The sequence below is a fragment of the Sphingobium anseongense genome (assembly GCF_037725245.1).
GTDB lineage: Bacteria > Pseudomonadota > Alphaproteobacteria > Sphingomonadales > Sphingomonadaceae > Sphingobium.
Window position 1 is genome coordinate 406071 of the sequence record NZ_JBBJUL010000001.1, and the last position, 15199, is coordinate 421269.

General features: G+C 66.9%; 14 protein-coding genes and 1 pseudogene. 10 read left to right on the forward strand and 5 right to left on the reverse strand.

What is annotated here, in order from left to right; translation table 11 throughout:
* Nucleotides 1-11 precede the first annotated feature (11 nt).
* From WG908_RS02010 to WG908_RS02020, 3 genes are all read right to left on the reverse strand, one after another.
* On the reverse strand, nucleotides 12-740 hold the full coding sequence (locus tag WG908_RS02010; protein ID WP_340184869.1) for an SPOR domain-containing protein: 729 nt from the start codon (nucleotides 738-740) through the stop codon (nucleotides 12-14).
* Nucleotides 741-771: 31 nt separating this feature from the next.
* Nucleotides 772-2496, reverse strand: coding sequence for an arginine--tRNA ligase (gene argS, locus WG908_RS02015; RefSeq protein ID WP_340184870.1), 1725 nt, complete (start codon nucleotides 2494-2496; stop codon nucleotides 772-774).
* A 125-nt stretch (nucleotides 2497-2621) separates the two neighbouring features.
* A complete protein-coding gene (locus WG908_RS02020; protein WP_340184983.1) occupies nucleotides 2622-3230 on the reverse strand; it encodes a hypothetical protein in 609 nt (202 codons plus the stop codon).
* Nucleotides 3231-3417: 187 nt separating this feature from the next.
* Between WG908_RS02020 and ispH the strand changes: the two genes are divergently transcribed.
* The 3 genes from ispH (at nucleotide 3418) to rnhA (ending at nucleotide 5899) form a co-directional block, all read left to right on the forward strand.
* Nucleotides 3418-4377, forward strand: coding sequence for a 4-hydroxy-3-methylbut-2-enyl diphosphate reductase (gene ispH / locus WG908_RS02025; protein WP_340184871.1), 960 nt, complete (start codon nucleotides 3418-3420; stop codon nucleotides 4375-4377).
* Between the two features lie 5 nt (nucleotides 4378-4382).
* Complete coding sequence (thrB, locus tag WG908_RS02030; RefSeq protein ID WP_340184872.1) at nucleotides 4383-5360, forward strand: homoserine kinase; 978 nt, start codon at nucleotides 4383-4385, stop codon at nucleotides 5358-5360.
* An 86-nt stretch (nucleotides 5361-5446) separates the two neighbouring features.
* Entirely contained in the window at nucleotides 5447-5899 is a 453-nt protein-coding gene (gene rnhA, locus WG908_RS02035) for a ribonuclease HI (protein ID WP_340184873.1), read from the forward strand.
* A 16-nt stretch (nucleotides 5900-5915) separates the two neighbouring features.
* Here rnhA and WG908_RS02040 read toward each other — a convergent pair whose 3' ends face one another.
* Both WG908_RS02040 and WG908_RS02045 read right to left on the reverse strand, forming a co-directional pair.
* Complete coding sequence (locus tag WG908_RS02040) at nucleotides 5916-7019, reverse strand: NAD(P)/FAD-dependent oxidoreductase (protein WP_340184874.1); 1104 nt, start codon at nucleotides 7017-7019, stop codon at nucleotides 5916-5918.
* Nucleotides 7016-7978: an alpha/beta fold hydrolase gene (locus WG908_RS02045; RefSeq protein WP_445326651.1), complete on the reverse strand. Its 963-nt coding sequence runs from the start codon at nucleotides 7976-7978 to the stop codon at nucleotides 7016-7018. Before WG908_RS02045 ends, WG908_RS02040 begins: the two co-directional genes overlap by 4 nt.
* A gap of 41 nt (nucleotides 7979-8019) precedes the next feature.
* Here WG908_RS02045 and WG908_RS02050 point away from each other — a divergent pair.
* The 7 genes and pseudogenes from WG908_RS02050 (at nucleotide 8020) to WG908_RS02080 (ending at nucleotide 15146) form a co-directional block, all read left to right on the forward strand.
* A pseudogene (locus tag WG908_RS02050) lies at nucleotides 8020-8515 on the forward strand (A24 family peptidase).
* 52 nt (nucleotides 8516-8567) lie between these two features.
* Nucleotides 8568-9575: a Flp pilus assembly protein CpaB gene (gene cpaB / locus WG908_RS02055; protein ID WP_340184875.1), complete on the forward strand. Its 1008-nt coding sequence runs from the start codon at nucleotides 8568-8570 to the stop codon at nucleotides 9573-9575.
* A 1-nt stretch (nucleotide 9576) separates the two neighbouring features.
* Entirely contained in the window at nucleotides 9577-11109 is a 1533-nt protein-coding gene (locus WG908_RS02060) for a type II and III secretion system protein family protein (protein WP_340184876.1), read from the forward strand.
* A 17-nt stretch (nucleotides 11110-11126) separates the two neighbouring features.
* Nucleotides 11127-11783: a CpaD family pilus assembly protein gene (locus WG908_RS02065; protein ID WP_340184877.1), complete on the forward strand. Its 657-nt coding sequence runs from the start codon at nucleotides 11127-11129 to the stop codon at nucleotides 11781-11783.
* 1 nt (nucleotide 11784) lies between these two features.
* Complete coding sequence (locus tag WG908_RS02070) at nucleotides 11785-13080, forward strand: nucleotide-binding protein (RefSeq protein WP_340184878.1); 1296 nt, start codon at nucleotides 11785-11787, stop codon at nucleotides 13078-13080.
* A gap of 58 nt (nucleotides 13081-13138) precedes the next feature.
* Complete coding sequence (locus tag WG908_RS02075; protein WP_340184879.1) at nucleotides 13139-14137, forward strand: type II secretion system F family protein; 999 nt, start codon at nucleotides 13139-13141, stop codon at nucleotides 14135-14137.
* Between the two features lie 16 nt (nucleotides 14138-14153).
* Nucleotides 14154-15146 (forward strand): type II secretion system F family protein, encoded by a 993-nt coding sequence (locus tag WG908_RS02080; protein WP_340184880.1) that lies wholly within the window; start codon nucleotides 14154-14156, stop codon nucleotides 15144-15146.
* Nucleotides 15147-15199: the final 53 nt, after the last annotated feature.

Consider the following 15199-nt stretch of genomic DNA (forward strand, 5'->3'; position numbering starts at 1 on the left):
GAACGCGCCGATCAGTTGACGACCAGACAGCTTTCGCCCGCGACCTTGAGGCGGCCGCACAGGGTGGACGATTGCGCGCCGGCCCGCGCGCGCAGGCGGTACACGGTGCTGCCGCCGACTTCGGCCGGTTCGACCACCATCGCCAGCGGGGCGAGATAGGCGAAGCGTTTCGACAGACGGCCCCAGGCATCCTTGGCGCCGCTTTCGCTGCCATAGGCGCCCAGCTGGATCATCGACCCGGCGGGCACGGCCTTGGCGACGGGGCCGGCGGGCCGGGCAGCGGTTTCATCCGCGACCGGCGCACTGACGCGCGCGGACGGCCGGGTCGAGGCGGCAGCCCTGGGCCTTTCGGCGGGCGGCGTGGTCTGGGTGATCGGCGCTTCGGGCACGCGGCTCGGATCGATCCTGCCTTCGCGCGCCACGCCTTCGCTGGCGGCGAAACTGGCGTCGCCCTCGCCTGCGAATTTCCGCGCGTCGGCCTCGTTGGCGGCGACCTTATAATCTCCCGCCGGCGCCTCGATCAGCCGGCCCGCGCCGCTGTCGCCGCTGGTGCCGCCGTTCTGGAACCACCACACGCCCGCGACCAGCGCACCGATCAGGATAAGGCCAAGCAGGATGAGGCCCAGCAGGCGCAGCGGCGATACGCCGTCGCCATCATCCTCGTCGTCCAGCGCCGGCTCCAGCCAGGGCAGCCGGTCCTCGTCGTCCAGATCGAGTTGGCCGCGTGCATAATCGCCCATCGCCGGTGTCTCCGCCCTTGTCACGTCCGTGTCACTGCATTTGCGTCAGCGCGGCCACACCCATCAGGGCAAGGCCGTTGCGGATAATCTGCCCTATTCCGCGGCTGAGGAAAAGCCGCGTGGCGGTGAGGCCGGGATCGTCGGCCAGGATCACGCGCGCGTTCGGATCATCGTTGCCCATGTTCCACCAGCTATGGAACGCCGATGCCAAGTCATTGAGATAAAAGGCGATCCTGTGCGGTTCGCGCGCCATCGCCGCGCTTTCGACGATGCGCGGGAACTGGGCGGCGAGCTTGACCAGGGTCAGTTCGTGCGTCCCAAGCCGGGACAGGTCGGGCGCCGGCAGCGCAATCCCGGCCTCCTGCGCCCGCCGTTCGAGCGAGGAAATGCGCGCATGGGCATATTGGACGTAGAAGACCGGATTGTCCTTCGACGCCTCGACCACCTTGGCGAAGTCGAAATCCATCTGCGCGTCGGCCTTGCGCGTCAGCATGGTGAAGCGGACGACATCCTTGCCCACTTCATGCACGACGTCGGCCAGCGTCACGAAATTGCCCGCGCGCTTGGACATTTTCACCGGCTCGCCGTCGCGCAGCAGCCGGACCATCTGGATCAGCTTGACGTCGAAGCGCGCCTTGCCTTCCGTCAGCGCGGCGACCGCCGCCTGGATGCGCTTGACGGTGCCCGCATGGTCCGCGCCCCAGATGTCGATCAGCTGGTCGGCGCTTTGGGCCTTCTGGAAATGATAGGCCATGTCGGCGCCGAAATAGGTCCAGCTGCCGTTCGATTTCCTGATCGGCCGGTCCTGATCGTCGCCGAATTTGGTCGACCTGAACAGCGGCAGCTCGACCGGCTCCCAATCGTCGGGCAATTCGCCCTTGGGCGCTTCGAGCACGCCGTCATAGATGAGGTCGCGGGCGCGCAGCCACGCTTCGGCCGCTTCAGGCTTGCCCGCCGCCTGAAGCTCGGCTTCGGACGAAAAGACATCATGGACGATGCCCAGCAGCGCGAGATCGGCGCGGATCATGTCCATCATCGCCGCCACCGCGCTGGTGCGGAACAGGACGAGCCAGTCGCTCTCGGGCGCGCTCGCATAGCGGTCGCCATGCTCGGCGGCGAGCGCCTGGCCGACGGGGACCAGATAGTCGCCGGGATACAGCCCCTCGGGAATCGCGATCGCTTCGCCCAGCGCCTCGCGATACCGCAGATGCGCCGACCGGGCGAGAACGTCGACCTGTCCGCCCGCATCGTTGATATAATATTCGCGGATGACCTTGTGGCCGACATATTCGAGCAGGGTGGCGAGCGCGTCGCCCACCACCGCGCCGCGGCAATGACCCATATGCATGGGGCCGGTCGGGTTGGCGGACACATATTCGACGTTGACGGTAACGCCCTGCCCCAGGTCGGACCGGCCATAATCGTCGGCATCGGCGTGGATCGCGGCCAGTTCGGCGCGCCAGGTGGCGTCGGTCAGGGTCAGGTTGATGAAGCCGGGACCGGCGATCGCGGCGCTCGCCACCTCGTCCAGCGCCTGCAGCCCGGCGACGATCCTGTCCGCCAGCGCGCGCGGATTGGTGCCGGCGGGCTTGGCCAGCACCATCGCCGCGTTGGTCGACAGGTCGCCATGGGCGGGATCGCGCGGCGGCTCGACCGTAACGGCCTTGCGCGGCAGGCCGGCGGGTAGCGCGCCATCGGCCTCCAGCCGGTCGAGAACAGCGTTCAGATGGGCAGTGAAACGGGCGTAGAGGGACACGAATTGACTTCCTTCGATACCGTTCGCGATGCGCGAAGCCGAAGGGTTCAGCCGAGCATCGCGAGGCACTTCGCCGCGCTCGGTGGAAGGCTCCGACGCCGCTCAGCCCGAACGGGACATAGGCCTTAGCGAGTGGCGTTATATTTGAGCTGATCCTGGGTCAGGTTGAAACCCACGAGCAGTTCGAAGCTGGTTCGCAGCAACGCCGCCTTCACTTCGGGCAGGGCAAAGGGGTCGAGCGCGGCGTCGGCATCGCCAGCCTTGCGATTCTGCGTGATCTTTTCCTGGATTTCGGCGGGCAGCGACGCGGCCGCCCGGTCGACATAGGAACCGGCGGTCGCCTGCGCGCTGGCGCGATATTCGCCGGCGGCGAAGTTCAGCGTCACCTGGCCGACGCGCTTGGCGACGACGGCGTTGCCGCCGCGCATGACGACCGAGAAATAGGGCAGCGTCACCTGCCGCGCGGCGCTCGCCTCGCTGCGGCGGGCATGAACGGTGAAGGTCGCCTGGGTGTAGAATTGATCGGCTTCCGCACAGGTCGATCGCAGGTCGGTGATGTTGGCGACCACGTCGATCGCCGCGGCGTCGGTGCTCTGCGCCGGATTGAACAGGGTGATGTCGCCGGTATAGGCGGGAACCGCCGCCGTCGGACAGGCCGATCGCACCGCGACGACACCGCCGGTCGCGTCGATTTCGCCCCGCCGCGAACAGCCGGCGAGCGCCAGCATGGCCATACCGACCAACGCAATCTTGCAGACGGTCTGGTTTTTCGGAAACATCGGGCGTTGGGAGAAAGTCACTGGCAATCCTCGGAAACAGGCGAGGGCTTCTTATCCGTCCGTCCCGCCCCACGCAACCGAAACGAAGGAAGGGGTTTTTAGGGGTATGGCGTCGGCTGCGCCTTTCGCCTAAGTCGGCGCGATGCCTCAATCCAGCGCCCCCCGTCCGCCGCTTCGCCTGCTCATCGCCGCGCCGCGCGGCTTTTGCGCAGGGGTCGACCGCGCCATCGTGATCGTCGAACGCGCCCTCGAATCCTATGGCGCGCCGGTCTATGTGCGGCATGAGATCGTCCACAACAAATATGTCGTCGACACGCTCAAGGCCAAGGGCGCGATCTTCGTGGAGGAACTCGACCAGGTGCCCGACGGCGTGCCGGTGGTGTTTTCCGCCCATGGCGTGCCAAAGGCGGTGCCGGCGAAGGCGCAGGCGCGCAACCTCACCTATTTCGACGCCACCTGCCCGCTGGTCAGCAAGGTCCATCGCCAGGCCGAACGCCAGGTGATGGAGGGACGTCACATATTGTTCGTGGGCCATGACGGCCATCCCGAGGTGATCGGCACTTTCGGCCAGGTGCCGGACGGCAGCATGACCCTCATTGAAACGGTCGAGGATGCCGAGGCGTTCGCGCCCACCGACCCCGAAAGCCTCGCCTTCCTGACCCAGACCACCCTGTCGGTCGATGATACCGCCGCTATCGTCGACATGCTCAGGCGCCGCTTCCCCGCGATCGTCGGCCCGCGCGGCGAGGATATCTGCTATGCCACGTCCAACCGTCAGACGGCGGTCAAGGCGATCGCGTCGCGCTGCGATGCGCTTTATGTCATCGGCGCGCCCAACAGCTCCAACTCGCTGCGGCTGGTCGAGGTGTCGACGCGCGCGGGCACGCCTGCCCGCCTGATCCAGCGCGCCGGCGACATCGACTTTGACTGGCTCGAAGGGATCGGGACGCTCGGCCTGACCGCTGGCGCCTCCGCGCCCGAAGTCCTGGTGCGCGAAGTGGTCGATCGCATCGGCGAACGGTTCGACGTCACCGAAGAGCAAGTCGAAACCGCGCGCGAGACGATCGCCTTCAAGCTGCCCCGCGGCCTCGAAACGGCCTGACCGATATGGCCGTCTACACCCATGTTCCCGCCGAGGAGATCGACGCTTTCCTCGCCCGCTATGACGCCGGCCACCTGGTGTCGGCCAAGGGCATCGCCGAAGGCGTCGAAAACAGCAATTACCTGCTGGAAACGAGCGGCGCCGACGGAACCGGGCACCGCTATATCCTCACGCTCTACGAAAAGCGGGTGGATGAAGCGGACCTGCCCTTCTTCATGGACCTGCTCGACCATCTGGGCGCGCGCGGGTGCCTGGTTCCGCGCTTCATCGCCGATCGCGAAGGGCGGCGGTTGCAACAGCTGTCGGGCCGGCCCGCCTGCCTCATCGAATTTCTCACCGGCATTTCCGTGACCGAACCGACCCCGGCCCAGACCCGCGCGGCGGGCAGGGCGCTGGGCGAACTGCACCGTGCGGCCGAAGGCTTCACCGCGCAGCGCCGCAACACGCTCGACATCGACGGCTGGCATGACCTTGCGGCGAAATGCGGCGATGATCTTGACCGGATCGCGCCGGGGCTGCGCGCGCGGGTGACGGACGAACTCGCCTATCTCACCGCGCACTGGCCCGCCGACCTGCCCCGCTGCGTCATTCATGCCGACCTGTTCCCCGACAATGTGCTGATGCTGGGTGACGAGGTGACGGGTCTCATCGACTTTTATTTCAGCTGCACCGACATCCGCGCCTACGACCTTGCGGTCACCCACAGCGCCTGGTGCTTCAGCCATGACGGCGCGACCTGGTTTGCGGCGCGCGGCGCGGCGCTCGGCGCGGGCTATCGGACGGGCTTTGGCCTCACCGATGCCGAACGCGCCGCCTTTCCGATATTGTGCCGGGGGGCGGCGCTGCGCTTCCTTCTGACCCGCGCCTATGACTGGATCAACACGCCGCCCGACGCGCTGGTCACGCGCAAGGACCCGCTCGCCTATCTGCGCCGGCTCGATTTCTACGCCCGCGCCGATGCGAGCGAATTGCTGGGGTCTTGAAACGCCCCGTTCGGGCCGAGCTTGCGACGCCCCCCTTTCTCAAGACAGGATGAGCCATTCGAAAGGCTCAGCGCGAACGGATAGTCATGGATAGCGAACGCCTCCCTTCCGTGGAGATTTTCACCGACGGCGCGTGCAAGGGCAATCCCGGCCCCGGCGGCTGGGGCGCGGTGCTGCGCTTTGGCGACAGCGAAAAGGAACTGTCGGGCGGCGAGCCGCTGACCACCAACAACCGCATGGAGATGATGGCAGCGGTCGAAGCGCTCAACGCCCTCAAGAAACCATGCCGCGTCACGCTCCATACCGACAGCAAATATGTGATGGACGGCATCACCAAATGGGTGTTCGGCTGGCAGAAGAACGGCTGGAAGACCGCCGACCGCAAACCGGTCAAGAATGGCGAGATCTGGCAGGCGCTGCTCGCCGCCACCGCGCGTCATCAGGTGACGTGGAAATGGGTCAAGGGCCATGCCGGCCACCCCGAAAACGAGCGCGCCGACAAACTTGCCAGCGCCGCCGCCGACACATTTCGGCGGTAGGGCGCACCCGCCCCAATCAACCGAACCGCGCCGGCGAATACGCCCCGGCGTCGATATGCGCGACCGCTTGGGGCATCGCCCCGCCGGTCAGGAGCGCCGCGGCGAGCAGGGCCGCGGCAGGCGCGGTCTGGATGCCAAAGCCACCCTGCCCCGCGAACCAGAAGAACCCCGGAACCCCCCGGTCATAGCCATAGACAGGCGCGCGGTCGGGCGCGAAGCTGCGCAGGCCCGCCCATTTGCGCTCCACCGCCGCCACCGGCCAGTCGACCGCCCGCTCGAACCGCGCGATCGCCTGCGCCACCGCCAGTTCGTCGGGCGCGGCGTCGCAGGGCGGCGATGGCGCTTCGTCATGCGGGGTCAGCCATAGGCGCTCGGTCCCTTCCGGCTTGAAATAGAAGGACTGGCCAAGATCCATCACCAGCGGCAGCCCGGCCGAAGGCATGGCGGGCACACGCAACTGGACGACGGTGCGGCGCAACGGGACGATGCCGATCGGCGCGACGCCGCTCGCCCGCGCGACATCGTCGGCCCATGCCCCCGCCGCGTTGATCAGCAGGCCGCACCCGATCGTCCCGTCGCTGGTATCGACCCGCCAGCCGTCGCCCTGCGCCACGGCGCCGCGAAAGGCGGTCGCCGTCCGCAACTCTCCGCCCAGCCGGGCAAAGCGCCGCAGATAGGCCTGATGCAGCGCGGCCACATCGATGTCGCGGCAGCTCGGCTCCAGCAGGCCGACGGTCCAGTCGGGACGCACTCCGGGCAGATGGTCGGCCGGATCGACCGGGATCAGCTCCACCCGTCCGCCAAAATCCGCCAGCATCGCGTCGCGCGCCGCGACATCCCGCGCGCGCCCGATATGAAGCGTGCGGCGCGGCGTCAGGAACGGCCGGTCGGACAGCGCCGGGTCGGGCGCCAGCAGCAACGGTCCCGACGCAGTGGTCAACGGCTGGACCAGCGGCCCGCCATAGGTTTCTTCCCAGAAGGCGACCGACCGCCCGGTGGCGTGATAGCCCGGCTGCGCTTCCATCTCCAGGATCAGCACCGACGCGCCTGTCGCCAGCGCCGCGCCCAGGCTCGCCCCGGCAATGCCACCGCCGACGATGACGATGTCGGCGCTGGTCATCGCGCGGCCTGGTCCAGAAATGCGTCGATCTGATCGAGCGCGTCGAGCCGCACCCCGTCCAGCTCGCGCAAGATTTCATGCGCCGATTCGCGGCCATAGATATGAAGCTGCGCGTGCGGCAACCGTGCGGCGAAGCGGCGGATCGCGGCGGGCGACACCAGCCGGTCGGCGCTTGCCCCCAGGATCAGCATGGGCGTACGGATCGCGACGAGCGCCTCGTCCCGCTCCAGCGCCGCGACCGACCCGAACGCCTGCGCCACCCAGTTCCAGCTTGGCGGCCCCAGCGCGATCTCGCGGCTCTGGTCGCGCCACCACAGCTCGTCGGCATAGCGGGCAGGGTCGTGCGTCAGCCGGCGTTGCCGCATCCGCCGCTGGCGCTCCGACGTTTCCTTCTGGCTCCATGCCTGCCGCTCGCCCCGGCCGATGCGGCACATCAGCGTCGCGATGGCGCGCGCCGCCCATGTGGGCAACGGCGCGCTATTGAGGCCCAGCATCGGCGCGACCAGCACCGCCGCATCCGCCGACACCGCATCCTCCGCCAGCGCGCGCAACAGCAGATGACCGCCCATGCTGTGCCCCAGCATGACGTACGGCCCCTGCCCCTGCGCCTGCCAATCCGGCGCCAGCGCGGCCAGGTCGGCGATCCATTGCCCGAAATCGGCGATATGCCCGGTCATCGGATCATCGACCAGCCGGCCCGAACCGCCCTGCCCGCGCCAGTCGAAGCTGGTCACCGCCCATCCCCGCGCCGCCCAGTGCGCGATCACTTCGAGATATTTTTCGATGCTGTCGCCGCGCCCGCCCATCACCAGCATCTGGCCCCGGCGGCCCTCGCCCAGCCGGTAGCGGCGCAGCGGCCAGCCGTCCGGCGCGGCCCAATAGTCCAGCCGCCCGCCCGGCGGCCAGGCGCGGCGATCGAACGGGGGCGAAACGGGGGTCAGCGAATCCATCTCGCGCATGGTTACGGTTTGGTAAGCCATCGGGTCTAGAGCCATGTCCCATGACGGGGGAATATTTCAGACTGGGACTGATGGGCCTGCTTGCCGCGCTGCTGATCGTGGCGGCGGTGACGGATCTTCGCGCCCGGATCATATCCAATCGGCTGAACCTTGGCATCGCCGCGCTCGCGCCCGTCTGGTGGATCGCGTCGGGCCTGTCGCTGTGGCCCGGAGTGGCGGCGCAGCTGCTGGTTGCGGCAATCGTCTTCACCCTGTTTGCCGCCGCCTTTTCCTTTGGCTGGATGGGGGGCGGCGACGTCAAGCTGCTTGGCGCGCTGGCGCTGTGGTTCCCTTGGGAAGCGGTGCTCAGCCTGCTGATGCTGATGGCGGTGCTTGGCGGGGTCGTCACGCTGGCCACGGTAATCCACCATCGCATGACCCGGCGGCTGGGCCAGCCGGAAATACCCTATGGCATCGCAATCGCGCTGGCGGCGCTGTGGGTGATCGGCGGCAGCACGGCCGTCGGTTGGCGAACGATATCTTAACCAATTTGCGTGATGAGTACGGGCTGAGGGGGTGATCCCCCCGCTTCAGGGAGGCGAATTTCGTCATGGATGCAAAGAAAATCGTGCTGCTGGTGGGGGCGCTGATCATAGCGGTTACTACCGCTTTGCTGGCACGCAGCATGTTCAATTCTTCCAGCGCACCGCAGGTCAGTGCCGCCGCCATGCCGGAAGCCGATCAGCCTCATGTGCTGGTCGCGACCAAGGCACTGCCGGTCGGCACCATCATCGACGCGGAAAGCTTTCGCTTCCAACCCTGGCCCAAGGAACTGGTCGAACAGGTCTATTTCCTGCGCGGACAGGCAGACCCGGCCAAGCTGGCGGGCAGCGTCGTGCGCAATCCGGTCACCGCCGGCCAGCCGCTGACGCAAGGGTCGCTGATCCAGCCGGGCGACCGCGGCTTCCTCGCCGCCGCGCTCGGGCCGGGCATGCGCGCCATCACCGTACCCGTTTCGGCGCAAAGTTCGGTTGCCGGCTTCGTCTTCCCTGGCGACCGTGTCGACCTGATGCTCACCCAGTCGGTTGCCGGCGGCGGCGACGGCGAAGCGCTCAAGGTGTCCGAAACCATCCTGCGCAACCTGCGCGTGCTCGCCACCGACCAGCGCACCGATGCGATGGGTCCTGACGGCAAGCCGGTCGTTCAGACCTATTCCAACGTGACCGTCGAAGTGACGCCCAAGATCGCGGAAAAGATCCAGGTGGCGCAGACCATCGGTTCGCTGTCCATGTCGCTCCGTTCGATCGCCGACAATATGTCGGATCTGGACGCGGCGATCGCCGGCGGCGACATCGACCTGCCGGCCAACGCCGATCCCGCGACCGAAAAGAAGATCATCGCCAGGCTGGCGGCCCGGCCCGTCGAACGGGGCAGCACCTATTCGACCGGTGCGGACGTGTCGCGCTTCCAGCGCAGCTCGGTGCCGGCCAAGGCCGAAACCATGTCGCCGGTCGCGATGGGACCGAACGGCCCGCAGGCGACCGTCGCCTACAAGGGACCTGTGATCCGCGTAGCCCGCGGCACCAATGTGACCGAAGTTCCGGTCGGGGGGAAGTGAGATGACGGCCATTCACACGCTTTCGCCGCGCGCCGGCGTCGCCAGGATCATCGGATCGGCGGTCGCCGCCAGCCTGGCGCTCGGCACCATCGCGGTGCCCACCGCCAGCGTCAGCGCGGCATCGTCAAAGCAGGACAATGCGATCCTGCTGTCGGTCGGCGGCAGCCGGGTGGTCAACCTGCCGGGCAAGATGACCGATGTGGTCATCGCCGATCCCGATGTGGTCGACGTCCATGTCCGCTCCAACAACCAGCTCTACCTGCTGGCCAAGAAGCCCGGTGAAACCACCGTCTTCGTGACCCAGGGCAACGGCAAGATGCTGTTTTCCAGCACCGTGCGCGTCGGCAACAACCTGACCAGCATCGACCAGATGCTGCGCGTGGCGATGCCCGAAGCGAACATCGCCGTGAACAAGATGAACGGCATGGTGCTGCTGACCGGCACGGTCAAGGCGCCCGAGGACGCGGCCGAAGCCGAACGGCTGACGCAGGCCTTCGTCGGCAAGGATGTGACCGTGGTCAGCCGCCTGCTGATGGCGACCCCGCTTCAGGTCATGCTCCAGGTGCGCATCGCTGAAGTGAACCGCAATCTGGTGCACAAGATCGGCACCAATATCAGTGGCATTGGCAACGGCACAGGCAGCTTTTCCGGCTATGTCGCGCGGTCCGGTCGCCCGTTCTATTCGGGCACGGGGACGGCGGCCGATCCCCTGAAATTCGTTCAGCCGTCTGACGGTTCGACGACATTCGGCGGTGTCGCTCGCCTGTTCGGCATGGACATCATTGCCGCGCTCGACCTTGCCGAAGACAGCGGCCTTGCCACCTCGCTGGCCCAACCCAACCTGACCTCGCTGTCGGGCGAAACGGCCAGCTTCCTCGCCGGCGGCGAATATCCCTATACCGTGAACAACGGTCCTTCGTCGGGCAACAGCATCGAATTCAAGCAATATGGCGTGCAACTCGCCTTCACCCCCACGGTGCTGGCCGATGGCCGCATTTCGCTGCGGGTGCGCCCGACGGTTTCGAGCCTCGACTTTTCGGTCGATACCTCCGTCCCGGCGCTCAAGAGCCGGACGGCGGAAACCACCGTCGAACTGGGTTCGGGCCAGGCGTTCATGATCGCGGGCCTGCTCAGCAACGAAACCGGCAACAATGTCAGCAAGGTGCCCGGCATCGGCAACGTGCCCATCCTTGGCAGCCTGTTCAAGTCGCGCAGCTTCCAGCGCAACGAAACCGAACTGGTCATCGTCGTCACCCCCTATCTGGTGAAGCCGATGAACGCATCGGACGTTCACCTGCCGACCGATGGCTTCCGTACCGCCAATGAAGCGCAGGGCCTGTTGATGCAGCAGAGCGCGGACGGGGTCAGCGGCGATCGCGGTCCCGCCCCCACCCGCGCACCCGGCGCACCGGTGCCCGGCCCCGGCCCGCAGGCCTTCGCCCCCGCTCCCGCTCCCGCCCGCGCGCTCGCGGCGCGCGACGAAGGCAAGCGGGCGGGCAAGGGCGGCGCCGCCGCTCCCGGCTTCAGCTTCTGACCCGAAGGATGAACATCATGATCCGCACCGCAACCGCAAAGATCGTTCCCTTCAGCCTGCTGGCCCTGCTGGCGCTGCCATTGGGAGCCTGCTCCACCGACGGCACCGACAATCGCGGCCTTCAGTCGGTCCATCAGCCGGTCGTCAGCTACGCCTCCTACACCTATGATGTGCAGGCCGGCGGCGGCAGCCTTTCGAGCGCCGAAGCGCAGCGTCTTGAAGACTGGTTCTCCTCGATTGGCCTGAGCTACGGCGACCAGGTCGCGATCGTCATCGACGCGGGCTATTATAATCCCGACCTGCGCGACGGCATCGCCGATGTGGTGGCGCGCCATGGCCTGCTGGTCGGCGAGGACAGTTCGGCCGTGGCCGGCGCCGCGCCGGGCGGATCGGTCCGCCTGATCGTTCGCCGCGCGACCGCCAGCGTGCCTGGCTGCCCCGACTGGCGCACCAAGGCCGAAAGCGACATGAACATGGCCGCCTCGTCCAATTATGGCTGCGCGCTCAACAGCAACTGGGCGGCGATGGTCGCCAATCCCGAAGATCTGGTGCGCGGCCAGGACAATCAAAGCGGCCTGCGGACAGCGACGTCCAACCGCGCGATTTCCACCTATCGCGAAAAGGCCCCGACCGGATCGGGCGGGCTTCAGCAACTGACTGCGGGGGGAAACTGACATGAACGCACCCTGGAAACCCGGCGCGGGCGGCCCGCGTGATCCCTTCCACGCCTTTGTCTGCGACGATCACAGCTATGACCTGCTGCGCGCGGTCGCCAGCGAACTGGGCTGGCCGGCGGAAAAGGTCCACAAGGGCGGCATGCGCAATGCGGTGCAGAGCCTGTCGGTCAGCGCATCCCCGCAAATCCTGTTCGTCGACATGTCCGAAAGCGGCGACCCGCTCAACGACATCAACAGCCTCGCCGAAGTGTGCGAGCCGGGCACCGTCGTCATCGCGGCGGGGCAGGTCAACGACGTGCGCCTCTATCGCGATCTGGTCGCCAGCGGTATCCAGGACTATCTGCTCAAGCCCTTCGGCGCCGATCATCTGCGCGAGGCGCTGACCCAGGCGCAGGCGGTATTCCTGGCCCCGCGCGTCGACGCGTCGCAGGAACGTCCGCACATGACCGTCGCCGTCATCGGCACGCGCGGCGGCGCGGGCGCATCGACGATATCGACCTCGCTCGCCTGGCTGCTGAGCGAAAAGCACAAGCGTCCCACCGCGCTGCTCGACCTCGACGTGCATTTCGGCACCAATGCGCTGGCGATGGATCTGGAACCGGGCCGTGGCCTGACCGACGCGATCGACAATCCCAGCCGCATCGACGGCCTGTTCATCGAACGGGCGATGGTCCGCGCCAGCGAAACGCTCGCCATCCTGTCTGCCGAAGCCCCGATCAGCCAGCCGATGCTGACCGATGGCGGCGCCTTCTACCAGTTGCTTGAGGAGTTCCGCTCGGCTTTCGAAGCGAGCATCATCGACCTGCCGCGCAACATGCTGATCGCGCATCCGCACCTGATGAACGACGTCAACGTGACCGTGCTGGTCACCGAACTGACGCTGGCGGCGGCGCGCGACACCATCCGGCTGCTGTCATGGCTCAAGACCAATGCGCCGCAATCGCGCGTGCTGGTCGTCGCCAACCGGGTTCAGACCGGCACGATCGAGATCAGCCGCAAGGATTTCGAACAGTCGATCGAACGCAAGGTCGATGTGGTCATCCCCTTCGACCTGCGCATCGCCGCCCAGGCGGCAAAGCTCGGCAAGTCGCTCGCCGAAACCGCCAAGGGCAGCAAGGTCGGCGCCGCCTGCATCACGCTGATGGAACAGGTGCTGGGCGCGGCTGACGATGCCGAAGCGACGACCGACGGCAAGCCGGCCCGGAAGAAAGGCGACAGCCTGCTCGGCAAGTTCGGCGATCTTCGGGGCATGATGCCCTCGCGTCGCAAGGATCGCGCGTCGATCGAAGACTGAACGGCGCATCGCGGCCGGGCGCCGCGACGTCAGGGCGAACGAGGGAACAGGCGGACAGATGGACGGCAATATCATCCTGATGGCGGTGCTGCTTACAGCGATGCTCGGCCTGGTTTACATGGCGTTCGCCGGCCCCTCGCCCGAAGCCGCGCGCAAGCGCCGGGTCGCGCTGATCCGCGGCCGGCACAGCGATTCCGCCGAAGCGCTGCTGGAAGCGCGGATGCGCAAGGCGATTTCCAATCGCCCCACCGGCAACGACATGAAGGTCCTGTCGTCGCTGGTCCCCAACCCTGAAAACCTGACCAAGCGCCTGCGCATGACGGGCAGGAAATGGACGCTCAACCAGTATATGACGACCTGCGCGGTCATCACGCTGCTGGTCATCGCCTTCCTGATGCTGCGCGGCTTCCCCGTCTTACTGGCGGTGTTCGTCGGCACCGCCGCGGGCCTTGGCCTGCCCCACTGGTGGGTCGGGCGGCTGATCAAGCAGCGGGTCCAGAAATTCACCGCCAAATTCCCCGACGCGCTCGAACTGCTGGTGCGCGGCCTGCGATCGGGCCTGCCCATCGCCGAAACGCTGGGCATCGTGTCGAGCGAAATTCCAGGGCCAGTGGGCGAGGAATTCAAGCTGATCACCGAACGCATCCGCATCGGCAACACGATGGAACAGGCGTTGCAGGAAACCGCCGATAGGCTCGGCACGCCCGAATTCCAGTTTTTCGTCATCACCCTGTCGATCCAGCGCGAAACCGGCGGCAACCTTGCCGAAACGCTGTCGAACCTCGCCACGGTGTTGCGCCAGCGCGCGCAGATGAAGCTCAAGATCCGGGCCATGTCGTCGGAATCCAAGGCGTCGGCCTATATCATCGGCGCGCTACCGTTCCTGGTGTTCGGCATGATCTGCTACATCAACTTCAACTACATGACCCCCTTCTTCACGCCCGATCCGCTGGGCCTGTTCGGCCTCGGCACGATGCAGATCATCGGTATCGGCGGCATGTGCTGGATGGGCATCGGCGCCTTCATCATGGCGCAGATGGTCAATTTCGAAATCTAGGGGGGCAGGACGGACCATGGAAGCACAACCTCCTCCCGGCACGACGCTGATGGGCCTGACGGCCAGCGATGTCGGCACTCTCCTCGCCCTGCTGGCGACGCTGGCGGTACTGATGGCGCTCTATGCGGTCATGACCGTGCGCGATCCGATGGCCAAGCGGGTCAAGGCGCTCAACGAACGGCGCGAACAGCTCAAGGCCGGCATTACCGCCTCGACCGGCAAGCGCCGCGCCAGCCTGATCAAGAAAAACCAGACGACCGACCATATGCGGTCCTTCCTGTCGAGCCTCAAGGTGCTGCAGGACGACCAGCTCAAGGAAGCGCAGGTCCGCCTGGCGCAGGCCGGCATCCGGTCAAAGGACTGGGCGGTCGCGGTGATCTTTGGCCGCATGGTGTTGCCGATCGTCATCGGCGGCGGCGCGGCCCTGCTGCTCTACGGCCTGGGCGCCTTCCCCGAATGGGGCGGTTTCAAACGGTTCATGGCCTTCGCCGGCGCGCTGCTCCTGTCCTACAAGGCGCCCGACATCTTCATCGACAACAAGGTGCAAAAGCGCGCCGCTGCGATCCGCAAGGGGCTGCCCGACGCGCTCGACCTGCTCGTGATCTGCGCCGAAGCCGGCCTGACCGTGGACGCCGCCTTCAACCGCTGCGCCCGTGAACTGGGCAAGGCCTATCCCGAACTTGGCGACGAATTCCAGCTGACCGCGATCGAACTGTCCTTCCTGACCGAACGGCGCATGGCGTTCGAAAATCTCGCATCCCGCGTCAAGCTCGACGCGGTCAAGGGCGTGGTCACGACGATGGTCCAGACCGAAAAATACGGCACCCCGCTCGCATCGGCGCTGCGCGTGCTGTCGGCGGAATTCCGCCACGAACGCATGATGCGCGCCGAAGAAAAGGCCGCCCGCCTGCCCGCGATCATGACCGTCCCGCTGATCCTGTTCATCCTGCCGACGCTGTTCGTCGTCATCCTGGGTCCGGCCGCCTGCTCGATCAGCACGGCGTTCTGACCGTCCAGGCGCAGGGGCGCACGCCGCCCCTCGCGCCTGGCCGCACCCCGCCG